A 14,288-nucleotide genomic window follows, 5' to 3' on the forward strand; every position below is an offset into this window, starting at 1 on the left:
GGGGGAAGTTGCCCGTGGCCTGCTGGAAGAAGTCGTACTGCTTGTGCTGGAAGTGGAGGTCGACGAGGGCGCTCAGACCCCAGCCGAGCGCGAACTGCTCGTTCGCGTAGACCGACCAGACCGACTTGTCGCCCGTGTACTCGTGGTAGGGGGGCAGGAAGACCGCCGCGTCGCTGGCGAAGCCCTCGACGAACTGGAGGTCGCCCCAGTGCCGCGACTGGAAGTCGTAGGCGTCGCCGCCCAGGATCAGCCGGCTCGGCCCCTTGGTCCAGGTGACGCGGCGGAGGAGCCCGCGCTGATCCTTGTCCACCCACTTGCGGCGGACGAGATCGCGCGGCACGGAATCGGGCACGCCCAGCGCCGTGTCGAGCCCGAAGGCGACCGGGTCGGCGTCGGCCTTGAAGTTCTCGTAGAAGCCCTCGCCATGGATCCAGTAGAGGCTGCTCGCCCACTCGAGGTTCTCGCGCAGGGTCCAGCGGTGGTGCAGTTCGTAGTGCGGCTGGCGGAAGTCGTCCACCGCGTTGGCGTAGGTCTCGGGGTTGCCGCGGCGGTTCTCGATCAGCGCGCGCTCGCTGAGCCCATACCAGGCCTGGTGGGTCCGCTCGCGACCCGAGTAGATGTTCACCTGCGTCGAGCTGGCCGGCGTCAGGTAGCGCCCACTCCAGAAGACGCCCCACTGATCGCTGCCCGAGCGCTCGCGGTAGCCGTCGCTGGCGAGGTGGCTGATGCGCGCGCCCATCGCGAAGCGCCCGCCGAGCAGGCCGCTCTGCCAGGCGAGGCTCTGGCGCGCGGTGCCGAAGCTGCCGCCGGCGAGCTGCAGGCGGCCGCCGCGCTCGTCCCCGAGCACTTCGGTCACCAGGTTCACGGAGCCGGCGATGGCGCTCATGCCGCCTAGCGAGTTGGTGACGCCGCGCTGGATCTGCACGTCCGCCAGGGAAGCCGCGAGGTCCGGCATGTCCACCCAGTAGACCTGGTGGTCCTCGGGGTCGTTGAGGGGAATGCCGTTGATCATCACGCCGATGCGCTTCTGGTCGAAGCCGCGCAGCTTGAGGGCGGTGTAGCCGACGCCGTTGCCCGCGTCGCTCGTGGCGTAGACGCCCGGCGTCGACTCGAGCAACAGCGGCAGGTCCTTCTCGGCGGCGCGCGCGGCGATCTGCTCGCCGGTCAGGTTCGTCTGCGTCAGGTGCAGCTCGGGGCCGTAGCGCGAGGCGCTGACCACCACCTTCTCGCCGCGGTAGTAGATCGGCCGCAGCCTGAGGACGAGCGGGGTCTCGCCCTGGGCGGCGGGATCGACGACGAGGACCCGCGCCTCGTAGCCGAGATGGCTGACGACCAGCGTGAAGGGCTCCGCGGGCAGCGCGGCAAAGGCGAAGGCGCCCTCGGTGTCGCTGCTCGCGCGCTGCCCGAGATCGGGCAGGGAGAGCTCGGCCGCCTGCACCGGCGCGCCGGTCTCGGCGTCGATCAGACGGCCGCTGAGCGCGGCCGTGCCGGCCGGCACCGCGCCCGCGGCGAGGGCGACGAACACGAAGGCGCCGGCGACGACGAGGGCCGCCAGGCGGTGGGCGACTGCGGACATCGAAAGCCTCCAGTGGCTGGCAGCGGCGCCGTCGCAAGATCGCGCACAGAAAACGGGGCACCCGAGCGAGTGCCCCGCACATGCGATCAGCGCCCGTTTCCCTACGCCGGTGTGACCCGGATCAGGTTCGAGGGGTTTGATCTCAGGCCGGTGGCCACCCCCAACGGATCTTGCGCGACCATCCTAGGCGCGCGCCCCGCCCCTGTCAAGGGAGCCGCCCCCTTGTCGCCACCCGGCCGGCAGGCTAGAGTGCCCGCGGTGCCGTCAACCACCGCCGGGAGGTGCGCAATGCCAGGGCGCCCAGCGCTCCGTCTTCTCGCCCTCGTCCTCGGCCTCGGCCTCGCCGCTGCGAGCGGTCCCGCCCGCGGCGCGGAGCCCGCCCTCACCGAGTGGTCCGAGCTGCAGGCGGGGCTCGCGCTGGACGCCCGCGCCTGGGAAGGCCGCCGACTCACCCTCGAGGGCGTGCTCGTCGGCGACTTCTGGCGCGATCTCTACCTCGCCGATCCCGAGGGTCGCCCGCTGCCCGGCCTGCGCGTGACGAGCGGCGAGCACACGGCCGAGCTGGGCGATCTCCTGCGGGTGACCGGCACGCTGCGCGTGGAGCCGGCCGGCGCGGCGCTCGCGGTGGCCGACCCGCTGCGCGACCTGCTGCCCCTGCGCGAAGCGGGAGTCCGCCACCAGAAGAGCTGGGCCGTGCGCCTCGGCGAGCTGATCGTCGAGCCCGGCCTCTGGGCCGATCGCCTGGTCGAGCTCGGCGAGTGCGAGGTGGCGCGGATCCGCCGCGACGACAACGGCGTGCCCTGGCTGGCCCTCATCGCCCAGGGTGGCGACAGTCTGGGCGTCGAGCTGAACGACGGCCAGCACCCCGCCCTGCGCGAGGGCGATCGCCTGCCGGGCCTGCGCGGCATCTTCGCTCGCCGCGGCGAGCACTGGAATCTCCGCCCGCGCTCCCGCGAGGACTGGCTGCGCATCGAGGGCGCCGCCCGCGGCGAGCGGCCCCCGGCGCGCGAGCAGGCGTTTCGGGGCCGCACGAGCGAGCCCAAGGTCGGCGGCCTCTGGGGAAAGCAGCCGCGCGCGAGCCTCCTGCTCGACGAGGTATGCTACGACCCTGCCGGCCCGGGCGAGGGCGAGGGCGGCGAGTCCTTCGCGGTGGTCAACGCGGGGAGCCGCAAGCAGCGTCTCGACGGCTGGACGATCACCGACAACGAGGGCGTCTGGCGCTTCCCGGCAGGCCTGAGCCTGGAGCCGGGTGCCGGCTTCCACATCGCCCGCAGCGCCGAGCGCTTCACCTGGGAGTTCGGCTTCCCGCCGGATCTCGCGCTGGATCGCCAGCCGACGCCGGGCGACAGCCTGCTCGTCCTGGACAACGGCGGCGACGAGCTGCTGCTCCTGGACGAGCGCGGCCGGGTCGTCGACGCCCTGGTCTGGGAGGCCGGCTGGGCCGAGGCGCAGGCGGGCTGGACGGGGCGGGCCGCCGAACCCTTCCGCTTCAACGAGTACGTCGCCGCCGAGGGCCAGGTGCTCTGGCGCAAGCGCAGCCTGGAGAGCGGCCGCCGCCTGGACACGAACAGCGCCGCCGACTGGATCGGCGACCCCTTCGACGCCGAGCTCGGCATGAGCCTGGCCTATCCGGGCTGGGACCGCGCGCGCTTCCTCGACACCGCCCGCTGCGAGGAGACGGCCGAGGTGACGGCCCTCGTCTCGCCGGACAACAGCTTCGCCGGCGTGCGCGACTTCCTGCGCGCGGCCAGGCAGAGCCTGGAGATCGAGACCTACCTGTTCACGCACGCGGCGCTGGCCGACGAGTTGGTGGCTGCCATGGAGCGCGGCGTGCGGGTGACGATGCTGCTGGACGGCGAGGTCTTCGGCGCGCGGGGCGGCACCTACGATGTCGTGCGCGCCATCGCGCGGCGCATCGACGAGCACCCCGCGGGGCGAGGAGCCGTCTTCCTCTGGCGCAACGGCGACGACCCGCGGCACACCGGCATGGATGCGGACCTGCCCGACCGCTACAACCACTGCCACCAGAAGTTCATCATCGCCGATCGCCGGCGCCTGCTCGTCGGCAGCGACAACTTCACCCAGAGCAGCCTGCCCGACGATGACAAGAGCGAGGGCACGAGCGGCGCGCGCGGAGCCTTCCTGATCACCGACGCGCCCTGCGTCGTCGAGCGCGCGATCGCCATCTGGGAAGCCGACTGCGACCCGAACCGCCAGCGCGACGTGCAGCGCTTCGTCTCCCGGGCGGGGCTCGAAGAGCGCGCGCCGCGGCCGGGCGGCGAGCGCACGGGCTACCAGCCATTGCACCCGGCGCCCTACAGCGCGCGCGAAGCGGCGCGTTTCGAGCTCTCGCAGTCGCCGGACAACGCGCTGCGTCCGGATCGCGGCACCCTCGGCCACCTGCGCGAGGCCGGGCGCGGCGATCTCGTGCTCGTGCAGCAGCAGTACGAGCGCGCCTGGTGGGGCTACGGCGAGGAGCGGGCGCCCAATCCGCGCCTGGAGGCCTATCTCGCCGCGGCGCGACGGGGCGCGCGGGTGCGCGTGCTGCTCAGCGGCGCGGGCGACGACGAAGACGGCGCCAAGAACCGCCTCACGCGGGACCGCATCAACGCGCTCGCCCAGGAGGAGGGCCTCGACCTGCGGATCGCGCTCGGCACCCTGCCCGGCGACCGGCCGGGGCGCGAGGCGCCGATCCACAACAAGCTGCTGCTCGTCAAGGCGGGGGGCGCCTACTGGTCTCACGTCGGCAGCGCGAACGGGAGCGAAACGGCCAGCCGCCTCAACCGCGAGCTGGGGTTGTCGATCGACTCGCAGCCTCTCTTCGCCTACCTCGCCGAGCTCTTCACTTCCGACTGGCTGCGGGCCGTGGGGGCCGGCGAGGACTTCGCGCCCTGAGTCGAGGCCTAGGGCGCGAGCGTGGCCTCCTCGATCATCACGGGGTAGCTGTAGCCTGAGCCGAAGTCGCGGTTGGTGGCGACGAGGCCGGTCACCGTGACGATGTCGCCGAGATTGGCGCTGCCGCTCGTGGTGATCGTGATGTCGTCCGCGCCGGCCGCCGCGCCGGCGGGCGCGCTGCCGTCGCGCAGGTGCAGCCAGTTCTTGCCCAGGATGTTCGCGTTGAACTTGACCACCTTGCCGCGCACGGTGACGCGCTTGCCGGCGAAGTCGGCCGGCTTCGCGACGAGGGTGGCGATGGCCAGGCCGCCGGCGGGCGGAGCGATGCGCTCGAGCGGCGCCGCCGACGGCGCGGGAGCGCCGGGGGCCTTGGCGGCCGGCGCAGCGGCGTGCGGGCTCGGCGCCGCCGCCGCGCCGCCGAGCTTGCGAATCTCGCCCGTGAAGTAGACGACGTCGAAGCTGCGCTTGAGGGTCTCGCTCTCGAAGTCCCGCATCGGCATCGCCATCGAGAAGGCGACCTCCTCGCCGACGGCCACCGCGAAGCGCGGCGCGGCGGCCCAGACCTCCTGCTTCCCGTCGCTGACGAGGATGTAGGTGTAGGAGTCGGTGCTCATGGTCTCCACGACCTTGCCGTGGAACTCGTCGCCATCGGCGCGGGCCGGGCCGGCCGTCAGGGGCAGCAGGGCGAGGAGGCCGAGAGCGGCGCCGAGGCGCAAGGGGCGGGGGAGCATTGTAGGTCTCCTTCTTGCAATGCGATACGGATGGCGGCCGTCCCGCGGCCTGGTGGCGGGCAGGGCGACCGAGCTAAAGTAGCAGGCCGGAGCCTGCGGGGCCAGGGCTTCCGAGCGCCGAGCCGGGAATCCCCATCCCCGTCCCCTGGCGGAAATCGCCCGTCCTTCGTATCGTAGACCCGTATCCTGACAACTCGGTCTCTTTATCACTCCGTCCCGCGCACCCCGCTGCCGCCAGGGCGGCCGTGGGTGGGACCGCCAACCCCCGATCCAGGAGGAGCGCAGCCGTGGCAGATATGATCCTCGAGAAGTTGTATCCCGTCCCCGCCGCCGTGCGCGCGAAGGCGCACGTCAACAAGGCGCAGTACGAGGCGATGTACAAGCGCTCCCTCGCGGATCCCGAGGGCTTCTGGGCGGAGATGGCCACGCGCATCACCTGGCACAGGAAGTGGGACAAGGTCCAGCAGTGGGAATTCGACACGCCGGACATCAAGTGGTTCATCGGCGGCCAGCTCAACGTCAGCTACAACTGCCTGGACCGCCACGTCGAGGCCGGCAACGGGAACAAGACCTCGATCATCTGGGAGGGCGAGAACGGCGACGCCCGCAAGTACACCTACGCCAGCCTGCTCGCCGAGGTGAAGAAGTTCGCCAACGTGCTGAAGGCCAAGGGCGTCGTGAAGGGGGATCGCGTCTGCATCTACATGCCGATGGTGCCCGAGCTGGCGATCGCGATGCTCGCCTGCACGCGCATCGGCGCCATCCACAGCATCGTCTTCGGCGGCTTCAGCGCGGACAGCCTGAAGGATCGCATCAACGACAGCGCCTGCAAGGTGCTGGTGACCACGGACGCCAGCTACCGCGGCGCCAAGGTCGTCCCGCTCAAGGCCAACGCCGACGAGGCGCTGCGCAACACGCCGAGCATCCAGACCTGCGTCGTCTACAATCGCGCGAACCACCCGGTGGACATGAAGGCCGGCCGCGACGTCTGGTGGCACGAGGAGATGGCCAAGGCGGAGGCCGAGTGCCCGCCGGTCTGGATGGACGCCGAGGACCCGCTCTTCATCCTCTACACCAGCGGCTCGACGGGCAAGCCCAAGGGCGTGCTGCACACGACGGGCGGCTACCTGGTCTACGCCGCGCTCACCCACGAGCTGGTCTTCGACTACCAGGACGGCGACGTCTACTGGTGCACGGCGGACATCGGCTGGGTGACGGGGCACAGCTACATCGTCTACGGGCCGCTGGCCAACGGCGCCAACACGATCATGTTCGAGGGCATCCCGAGCTACCCCGACTTCGGCCGCTTCTGGCAGGTGGTCGAGAAGTACAAGGTGACGATCTTCTACACCGCGCCGACGGCGATCCGCGCCTGCATGCGCGAGGGCGACGAGTGGCCGCGCAAGTACGATCGCAGCAGCCTGCGCATCCTCGGCACGGTGGGCGAGCCGATCAACCCCGAGGCCTGGCGCTGGTACTACGATGTCATCGGTGAAAGACGCTGTCCTATCGTCGACACTTGGTGGCAGACCGAGACCGGCGGCATCCTGATCACCCCGCTGCCCGGCGCGATCGATCTCAAGCCCGGCAGCGCGACGCTGCCCTTCTTCGGGGTCGTGCCCGTGCTGATGGACGCCGAGGGCAAGGTGATCGAGGGCCCCGGCAGCGGCAACCTCTGCATCAAGCAGCCCTGGCCGGGCATCATGCGCACGGTCTACGGCGACCACAAGCGCTTCTTCGAGACCTACTTCTCGGCCTACAAGGGCATGTACATGACCGGCGACGGCTGCCGCCGCGACGAGGACGGCTATTACTGGATCACCGGCCGCGTGGACGACGTCATCAACGTCAGCGGCCACCGCATGGGCACGGCCGAGGTCGAGAGCGCGCTGGTCAGCCACCCGAAGGTGGCCGAGGCTGCCGTGGTTGGCTACCCGCACGAGATCAAGGGCCAGGGCATCTACGCCTACGTGACCTTGAACCAGGGCGAGCAGTACACGGACGCGCTGAAGAGGGAGCTGGTCGGCCACGTGCGCAAGGAGATCGGCCCCATCGCGGCGCCGGACGTGATCCACTGGGCGCCCGGTCTGCCCAAGACCCGCTCGGGCAAGATCATGCGCCGTATCCTGCGCAAGATCGCCGAGGGCACGCCCGACCAGATCGGCGACACCTCGACGCTGGCCGATCCGAGCGTCGTGGACAACCTGCTGGCGGAGATGAAGCGTTAGGGCGCTCGCTCGCGGCCTCTCGCGCGCGAAACAACGCGCGCGACCCGGCCGCGAGCTCGCTTGCGCGGCAACGAAGAGCCCCCGTCACATCCCGGCGGGGGCTCTTCGTTGCCATGGACGTGTGCCGGGCCGGGTAAGAAAAGCTAGACATGATGTATGAAATCCTTTACATTCGGATCGCGAGCTGCTAGCGTCAAGCCTCCCCTTCCAGAGGAGACCTCCCATGTCCACCCAGCAGAAGTCCGCCCTCTACCAGCTTTTCTTCGGGCTCGCGAGCGTTGCGCTCTACGCCGGCTTGCGGATCGCCGTGAGCGCGAAGGTGGCGCCGGCCGCCTTCGCCATCCTCGCACCCATCGGCCTGGTGCCCTTCCTCTTCCGGCACGAAGTGGCGGACGAGCGGGAGCGCTACCTGGCCCGTAACGCGTTGGTCGTCGGCTACACCGCTTCGTACCTCTTCGTGTTCGCGATGTGCATGGGCGCGTGGTTCTCGGGCTTCCTCCGTGGCGAGACCCAGGTGGACATCGATCTGCTGCCGCTGATCGCCGTGGGCACCTGCGCCACCTTTCTCATCGTCCGCGCGGCGGTCCTGCTCCTCATCGCCCCGCGGGCCGTGGATCTCTCGCGATGACGCCGCCGCCCATCGGCAATCGCATCCGCCGCTTGCGCTTCGAACATGGCGAGATGACCCAGCAGGAGCTGGCTGCGCGCTGCGGCGTTTCGCGGCAGACGATCCTGGCCCTCGAGGCCGGTCGCTACGGGCCGAGCCTGGCGCTAGCCTTTCGCATCGCCCGGATCTTCGCCACGACCGTCGAAGCTGTCTTCACCTGGGCGGGCGAGGAGGACACCCGCCAACCGCCGCGCTAGAGATCCGGACGCTGGCGACCCTGACCGCTGGTTGCGACCTGCGGCCATCGGCTCAGGACGCGCCGCGGCCGAATTGCGCCTTCTCCTGTTCGAGATTGAGTGCCCGCACGGGGTAGGGGATGACGATTCCCTCGGCGGCGTAAGCGCGCAGCAGCCCCCTGATGAACTCGTGCTTGAGCAGGAAGCTGTCCGCGTAGGCGTCCCCGCGCAGGACGACATTGAAGTGGATGCCCGATTCGCCGAGGCCGGTGTAGCGCAGCGCCGGCTCGAAATCGGCGACGCCGCCGGGCGCCGTGCGCAGCACCGCGTGCGCGACGGCGAGCGTCACCGCCTCGACACGCTCCAGATCGCTGGCGTAGTGGACGCTGACCGGCACGATGACGGACAGGTCCGGCGTCGGCCGCGAGTAGTTCGTCACCACGCTCTGCGCGAGCCGGTTGTTCGGGATGAGGACGAAGTTGTTCGGCAGCGTCTGGATGCGCGTCACCCGCCAGTGGATGTCCTCGACGACGCCCTCTTCGCTCGACTCCAGCTTGATCATGTCGCCGACGCGGATGTTGCCGGCCAGGGTCAGCTGCATGCCGGCGAAGAGGTTGGAGAGCGTGTCCTGGAGGGCGAGCGCCACGGCGAGGCCGCCGATACCCAGCGTCGTCAGCACCGGCGTGATCGAGATGCCGAGATTGCTGAGCAGCACCAGCCCGCCGACCGTGAAGGCCACGATGCGGACGGCGTAGCGCACCACGCCCGTGGCGGGGGCGGCGCTCGTCGCGCCCCCCGGTCCCTTCAGGAACTCCGTGCCCAGGTTGGCGGCCCAGACGGTGATCGCGACGATGAGCGCCGAGACGAGCAGCTTGGTGGCGATCGCGGCCAGGGCCGGCGGCAGCTGCAGGATGCGCGCGGCGATGAAGAGCCCGCCGAGCAGCAGCCAGATCGGGAGGGCACGGGCGAGCGAGGCGACGATGACGTCGTCCAGGTGGGAGGAAGTCGCCTGCGCGAGGCGCGCCAGCCGCGCCAGCAGCCAGCGGCGCAGGCCGAGCCCGAGCAGGAGCATCAGCACGACGACGGCGCCTGCGCTGATCAGTGCGGCGGCAGTCTGATTCCAGTCCATGCAGCGTCCCCCTGGCTAACGGCGCGTCGGGGCGCTCCGCGCCGCCACGCGCCTTCTTAGCACATTGTCGCGCCGGGGGGAACCCGCGGCCGCCCGCGGCAGCGGTCTCAACCCGCCAGCTTCAGCTGGGCGGCGGGTCCCTGCGGATCGGCGGCGAAGCCGGCCGTGTCCGCGAGGACGGCCGCGAGATCCAGGCCAAGGGTCGCCTCGCCCGCGGCGGCGGCATGGCGACGGGCCCGGCGCAGCAGGCTCTGGGCGCCGCGGCGGTGACTGAGCTCGACCTGCAAATGGACCGCCGCGCACTGGATCAGGGCCTGCAGGCAGTGTCCCACCGGCGTCCGCCGGCCAGAAGCATGCCAGAGCCCCTCGAAGACCTCGTGGGCTTCCCACCAGAAGCGGTGGTTGAAGAGGTCCACGGCGTAGAGGAAGTCGGCATTGGATCGCCAGTCCGCCGCACTCAGAGTGGCCGGCGCCGGCGGCGGCAGCCCGTAGGAATGGCCGGCCGGGTCGCGCGTGGGGTGGATGCCCCGGCCGGGGAGGAACCGGTAGGGGGGCAGGGGGCGATCCGTGTGGCGTTCCGGTTCCGACATGGAGTCGATCCTGGCCATTGCAGGCAAGGAGCCGGATCCCGCGACCCGGCTCCTGCGACTGCCTGCGGCGAGAGCGGCTAGCGCTGCTTGCCGGCGCTGCGGAGGCTCTCCTCGAAGATGGTGACGCCTGCGGTCCACCAGGGTCCCTCGCCGCTATCGACCACCACTCGGTTGCGGGAGACGACGCTGAGCTCGCCCTGCGCGCTGACGACGAGATCGAAGACGTGCCAGTAGTCCTCGTAGTAGGAGCCCTCGTCATCATAGCCGCCACCGTCGTGGAAGGTGCCGGAGGCGGTGTTGGCGTTCCAGGTGCGATAGATGCCGCTCGCCTGCAAGGTGACGCGGGTCGGCGAGGCGGCGATCGTGGTCAGACCGCCGTAGTGGTGCACGTAATAAGAGTAGGTGCCGGGGTAGAGCTTCGTGCCCGAGACGATTTCGGGGCCGAAGCCGTCCGTGGCGTCGGTGTTGAGATTGGTGTAGGGATCCGCGGCCAGGCTGCCCTCGCTGAAGTAGCAGATGTGGTAGAAGTCGTAGGTCGGGTTCCAGGTCATGGGAATGAGCAGGTGGGAGTCCAGATCCTCCGGTTCCGCCCCCCAGCTCAAGGTGATCGAGAAGGCCGGCGAATCGAGTACGAGCGGGTTGGGCAGGGCCTGGGTGTTCTCGCTTCCGACGGCGAGGGTTTCCGACTGGCTGGCGATGCTCCCCCGGATCGCCTGCAGCGCCGCCGAGCACTCCTTGATCGCGCGGACGCTGAAGCTGCCATCCGCGCCGGAGTAGACCTGATCGGCGAAGGCGCAGTCGATGCCCTGCGAGTAGACCCGCGCCCCGACCACCGGCTGGCCGGCATCGTTCTGAACCTGTCCAGTGACCTGGCAGATGTCCGTCGTCGGCAGGTCCCAGTTCCAGATGCCGACCTGCTGGACCTGGCCGACGTAGGTGTCGCCGACGAGGGTCGCTTCGCCCTCCTCCACCCAGACGCCTCGCTCCTGGTCGAAGTACCACATTGGAATCGTGGCCTGCGCGAAACGCAGCGCACCCGATGGCATCCGCAGGCTGAGTTCGGCCTGGGCGCCGTTGGCCAGGAAGAGCGCCTCGCCGGCCGCGCCGCGCAGCGCGACGCCCATGAACCCGTAGGAAACGAAGGGAACGGTGCCGCCGCCCGCCGCTTCGCCCTCGAAGTCGCCCGGGAAGGCATTGTAGAAGTAGTCGTCCTCGGGCAAGGCGGCAGCCAGCTGCACGGAGGCCGTGCCCGCGTAGGGAGCACCGGCGGCGGTCACGAGGGCGTTGGCCGGGAAGCTGGCCGTGCCGTCGCCGTCGGCGGTGCTCGCGGAGCCGCCGGCTGCGGCATCGATGTTCTGCTCGGCCACGGGCAGGAGTTCCACGCTGGGCAGATGGGTCGTATCGCCAGCGAGGATGTCCACCCGGCGGTAGGCGCTGAAGTAGCCCTCCATGGCCAGGCCGAGCACGGCGTTGGCGGCGGCCGGCACGTCGGTGAAGACGAACCAGCCATCCTCGTTCGTCGGGGCCGTGCGCCCGCCGAGGGTGACGGTCACACCCTCGAGGGCGTAGCCCTGCGCCTCCGTCACCACTCCGCTGACGGAACCAACGGCTGACTCGTCGTTGGGAGCCATCGGCTTGTCGTCGTCGGAACAGGCAATCCCCAGCAGCATGAGCGTGACCAGCATCGATCGCGTAAACGCTATCGCCTTCATTCCTGTCTCCGTCCTTTCTGGGTTCCACGCGCGCAGCCCGCGGAGAGAAACGCCAAGCCGGAACGAGCATGGACCCCCTGGCGGCCGGGGTCAATAGTTCCGCCGGGGACGCAGGGCAGGATCGCGTCCCTGTGATCGGGTAGGAGCGCTCGCGCCGACGCCCGGGGGCTAGCGCAGCCGGCTCGGCGTCATGCCGCCCTCGTGGCAGTCGTGGCAGACGGGCGTCGCCGCGTAGTCCTTGCCCGGATGGCAATCGTCGCAGTCGAGTCCCAGGTGGAACTCGCGCAGATCGACACCCACCGTGCCAGCGTGGTCGAAGCTTGCCGCGTTGAAGTCGTCGGCGCCCCAGTCACCGTGGCAGCCGTGGCACTCGCGCGGCATGTGCCCGTGGGTTCGGCGCTCATCGTGGCAGCGGTCGCAGGCGAGCTCCTGATGGTAGCTCTTCAGGGGCATGCCCGTGAGCGCGTGATCGAAGACCCGGTCCTCCGTCTGGGAATGGCAGGTGCTGCAGCGGCCGACGTTGTGGCATTTCGTGCAGGTGTTGACGTTGCTGAAGTTGTGCAGTCGCGGCGAGAACTTGCTGGTGTTGCTGTGGTGGCAGGCGGAGCACTGGTCGCTGTGGTGGCATTCGAAGCAGCTGAGCCCGTACTTCTGCGTGTGCGTCCGGTGGTCGAAGACCACGTAGGGGCCCGGCTCGTAGCTGGTCTTGAAGTTGATCACCTTCGGTTCCTCGCGGTGCTCGAAACCGCTCGTCTGCTCCTTCTTCTTGGGCGGCATCGCCGTCGGCGTGGCGGTGCCGCGGGGCGCATGGCAGATCTCGCAGCTGGTCTCCTCGCTCCACTCCTTGTGGCAGAACATGCACTGCCGGTGGTAGGCCGTCTTGAGGTCCGGCACGCCGACGTGGCGCCCCGACAGATGCGCCGGATGGCAGCCGTAGCAGTTCCCCACCCAGCCCTGCTGGTTGGCGTGGTGGCAGAGGCGGCAACTCGAGCCGCCCATGCCGGACATCTTCGCGTGCTGCGCGTGGTTGAAGATGACCGGCTCGTAGCGGTCCACGAGCTGGTCGAGCACGCAGGTCTCGGGCAGGTCCATGGCCGCGAAGTCCGACCAGGTCGGCTGATTGCCCGTGCGCGGGCAGTCGCTGAGGCAGGGCTGCTCTGGCGTTGGCTGGTCGCAGTTGTGGCACTTGATGCAGTCCGCGCCGAAGGCGGCGGCGGGCAGCGCCAGGAGCGCCAGCGCGAGGAGCGCGCGGAAGGCGTTCATGCGTGACCTCCCTCTTCGCCTGCCGGCAGCACCGGCAGGTAGGTGACGGCGAGGCGGTAGACGAGGACGAAGGTCGCCACCAGGCCCGCGGAGACCGCCCACTCGCCGAGCGAGGGGAGATAGGGGCCGTCCGCATAGGGCGGGCGGTAGGCGACGATGAAGACGTTGATGCGGTTGACGGCCACGCCGAGCACCATGCCGGCGGCGCCGGCGAAGAGCCAGCCGGGCCGGCGGCGCAGGGCCGGCAGCGTGAAGACGAGGAGCGGGAGCAGGAGCCCGACGAGCAACTCGCCCCAGAACGCATAGGCGACCGGCCGCGCCGTGAAGGCGCCGGCCCAGGCCTCGCGCAGGATGAGATCGCCGATCTTGAAGATGGCGTAGAGGGCGACGAGCGGGGCGGCGATGCGCGCGAGCGGTGCGAGCAGGTGCATCTCCAGGGACCGCCCGAAGCCGCGCGAGGCCAGCATCGACTCGAAGATCACCATCGGCAGGCCGACGGCGAAGGCCGAGAGCAGGAAGAGCAGGGGCAGCAGGGGCGTCCACCAGAGCGGGTCCATCTTGCTGGGTGCGATGACCATCAGGTTGCCCAGCGAGGACTGGTGCAGGCAGGAGAGCACGATGCCCGCGATGATGAAGAGGAAGAGCACCCGGTCCAGGAAGCGCTTGAGCCCGCCGGCCAAGCGGCGCGCGCGACTGCCCGGGCGGAGCACCTGCTCGAGGCGCTCGAGGGCGATCGGCGCGAACTCCACGTAGAGCACAGACAGATAGAGCATCACGCAGATGCCGACCTCGAAGAGCACCGAGTTGCCGTTCCACATCGAGGGCAGGATGGGATGCCAGACCGCCCAGTAGCGGCCGAGGTCGGCGAGCAGGCCCAGCACGACGAAGGTGTAGCCGAGCGCGGCCGTCAGCAGGGCCGGTCGGATCGCCGCGTGGAAGCGCTCCTTGCCGAAAACGTAGACGAGCGCGGCGCTCGTGAAGCCGCCCGCGGCGAGGGCGACGCCCGTGGCGACGTCGAAGCCGATCCAGAGGCCCCAGGCGTACCGGTCATCGAGGTTCGTCGTGCTGCCGATGCCGTAGAGGAAACGGCGGGCGCCGAAATAGGCGCCGAAGGCCATCACGGCCAGGGTGAGCAGCATGCCCCGCGTGCGCAGGGGATGGAAGATCGGCCGGGCGGCGTGGCTGGTCATTCCTCACCGGCGCCGCGCCGATTGAGCCACATGATGCCGCCGAGCAGGGAGTAGAGCGCGACGGGCGGGAAGAAGTGCTTGAAGACCGCGTGCTGCACGCGTTCGGTGTAGTGGCCCGGCGCCTGCGCCCC

11 protein-coding genes, 1 pseudogene and 1 riboswitch are annotated in these 14,288 nt (G+C 70.1%); of the genes and pseudogenes, 5 read left to right on the plus strand and 7 right to left on the minus strand.

Features of this window, described 5'->3' with window-relative positions; all coding sequences use genetic code 11:
• A partial coding sequence (locus FJ251_07540) for a TonB-dependent receptor (protein ID MBM4117588.1) occupies positions 1-1,576 on the minus strand: 1,576 nt, incomplete at its 3' end.
• 81 nt (positions 1,577-1,657) lie between these two features.
• A riboswitch (TPP riboswitch) is annotated at positions 1,658-1,748 on the minus strand.
• A gap of 116 nt (positions 1,749-1,864) precedes the next feature.
• On the opposite strand from FJ251_07540, the gene FJ251_07545 reads away from it, so the two are divergent.
• The 5 genes and pseudogenes from FJ251_07545 (at position 1,865) to FJ251_07565 (ending at position 8,294) form a co-directional block, all read left to right on the plus strand.
• The gene (locus tag FJ251_07545; protein ID MBM4117589.1) at positions 1,865-4,471 is read left to right on the plus strand and encodes a hypothetical protein; all 2,607 of its coding nucleotides are present in this window, start codon (positions 1,865-1,867) and stop codon (positions 4,469-4,471) included.
• A gap of 475 nt (positions 4,472-4,946) precedes the next feature.
• A pseudogene (locus tag FJ251_07550) lies at positions 4,947-5,054 on the plus strand (TetR/AcrR family transcriptional regulator).
• Positions 5,055-5,498: 444 nt separating this feature from the next.
• Positions 5,499-7,430: an acetate--CoA ligase gene (gene acs / locus FJ251_07555; protein MBM4117590.1), complete on the plus strand. Its 1,932-nt coding sequence runs from the start codon at positions 5,499-5,501 to the stop codon at positions 7,428-7,430.
• Between the two features lie 223 nt (positions 7,431-7,653).
• Positions 7,654-8,058, plus strand: coding sequence for a hypothetical protein (locus FJ251_07560; GenBank protein MBM4117591.1), 405 nt, complete (start codon positions 7,654-7,656; stop codon positions 8,056-8,058).
• Positions 8,055-8,294 carry a helix-turn-helix transcriptional regulator gene (locus FJ251_07565; GenBank protein MBM4117592.1) on the plus strand — a complete coding sequence of 80 codons (240 nt, stop codon included), beginning with the start codon at positions 8,055-8,057 and terminating at the stop codon, positions 8,292-8,294. The genes FJ251_07560 and FJ251_07565 overlap by 4 nt, the downstream gene beginning before the upstream one ends.
• Positions 8,295-8,346: 52 nt before the next feature.
• Here FJ251_07565 and FJ251_07570 read toward each other — a convergent pair whose 3' ends face one another.
• The 6 genes from FJ251_07570 to FJ251_07595 all read right to left on the minus strand — a co-directional run.
• Positions 8,347-9,402, minus strand: coding sequence for a mechanosensitive ion channel family protein (locus FJ251_07570; GenBank protein MBM4117593.1), 1,056 nt, complete (start codon positions 9,400-9,402; stop codon positions 8,347-8,349).
• A 107-nt stretch (positions 9,403-9,509) separates the two neighbouring features.
• Entirely contained in the window at positions 9,510-10,010 is a 501-nt protein-coding gene (locus tag FJ251_07575) for a DUF309 domain-containing protein (protein ID MBM4117594.1), read from the minus strand.
• 59 nt (positions 10,011-10,069) lie between these two features.
• Complete coding sequence (locus FJ251_07580) at positions 10,070-11,704, minus strand: hypothetical protein (GenBank protein ID MBM4117595.1); 1,635 nt, start codon at positions 11,702-11,704, stop codon at positions 10,070-10,072.
• 168 nt (positions 11,705-11,872) lie between these two features.
• Positions 11,873-12,967 carry a cytochrome c3 family protein gene (locus FJ251_07585; GenBank protein MBM4117596.1) on the minus strand — a complete coding sequence of 365 codons (1,095 nt, stop codon included), beginning with the start codon at positions 12,965-12,967 and terminating at the stop codon, positions 11,873-11,875.
• Positions 12,964-14,157, minus strand: coding sequence for a Ni/Fe-hydrogenase cytochrome b subunit (gene hybB, locus FJ251_07590; protein ID MBM4117597.1), 1,194 nt, complete (start codon positions 14,155-14,157; stop codon positions 12,964-12,966). The genes FJ251_07585 and hybB overlap by 4 nt, the downstream gene beginning before the upstream one ends.
• The coding region (locus FJ251_07595; GenBank protein ID MBM4117598.1) for a 4Fe-4S dicluster domain-containing protein at positions 14,154-14,288 on the minus strand (135 nt) is incomplete at its 5' end. The genes hybB and FJ251_07595, both read right to left, overlap by 4 nt.

The organism is bacterium (assembly GCA_016873475.1).
In the GTDB taxonomy this organism is placed as follows: Bacteria; Krumholzibacteriota; Krumholzibacteriia; order JACNKJ01; family JACNKJ01; genus VGXI01.

Bases quoted from the DNA above. Each gene is read 5' to 3' on its own strand.
- FJ251_07565 (MBM4117592.1), top strand. From the start codon at position 8,055: ATGACGCCGCCGCCCATCGGCAATCGCATCCGCCGCTTGCGCTTCGAA.
- FJ251_07545 (MBM4117589.1), top strand. From the start codon at position 1,865: ATGCCAGGGCGCCCAGCGCTCCGTCTTCTCGCCCTCGTCCTCGGCCTC.
- acs (MBM4117590.1), top strand. From the start codon at position 5,499: ATGATCCTCGAGAAGTTGTATCCCGTCCCCGCCGCCGTGCGCGCGAAG.
- FJ251_07585 (MBM4117596.1), bottom strand. From the start codon at position 12,967: ATGAACGCCTTCCGCGCGCTCCTCGCGCTGGCGCTCCTGGCGCTGCCC.
- FJ251_07580 (MBM4117595.1), bottom strand. From the start codon at position 11,704: ATGAAGGCGATAGCGTTTACGCGATCGATGCTGGTCACGCTCATGCTG.
- FJ251_07575 (MBM4117594.1), bottom strand. From the start codon at position 10,010: ATGGCCAGGATCGACTCCATGTCGGAACCGGAACGCCACACGGATCGC.
- FJ251_07570 (MBM4117593.1), bottom strand. From the start codon at position 9,402: ATGGACTGGAATCAGACTGCCGCCGCACTGATCAGCGCAGGCGCCGTC.
- FJ251_07560 (MBM4117591.1), top strand. From the start codon at position 7,654: ATGTCCACCCAGCAGAAGTCCGCCCTCTACCAGCTTTTCTTCGGGCTC.
- hybB (MBM4117597.1), bottom strand. From the start codon at position 14,157: ATGACCAGCCACGCCGCCCGGCCGATCTTCCATCCCCTGCGCACGCGG.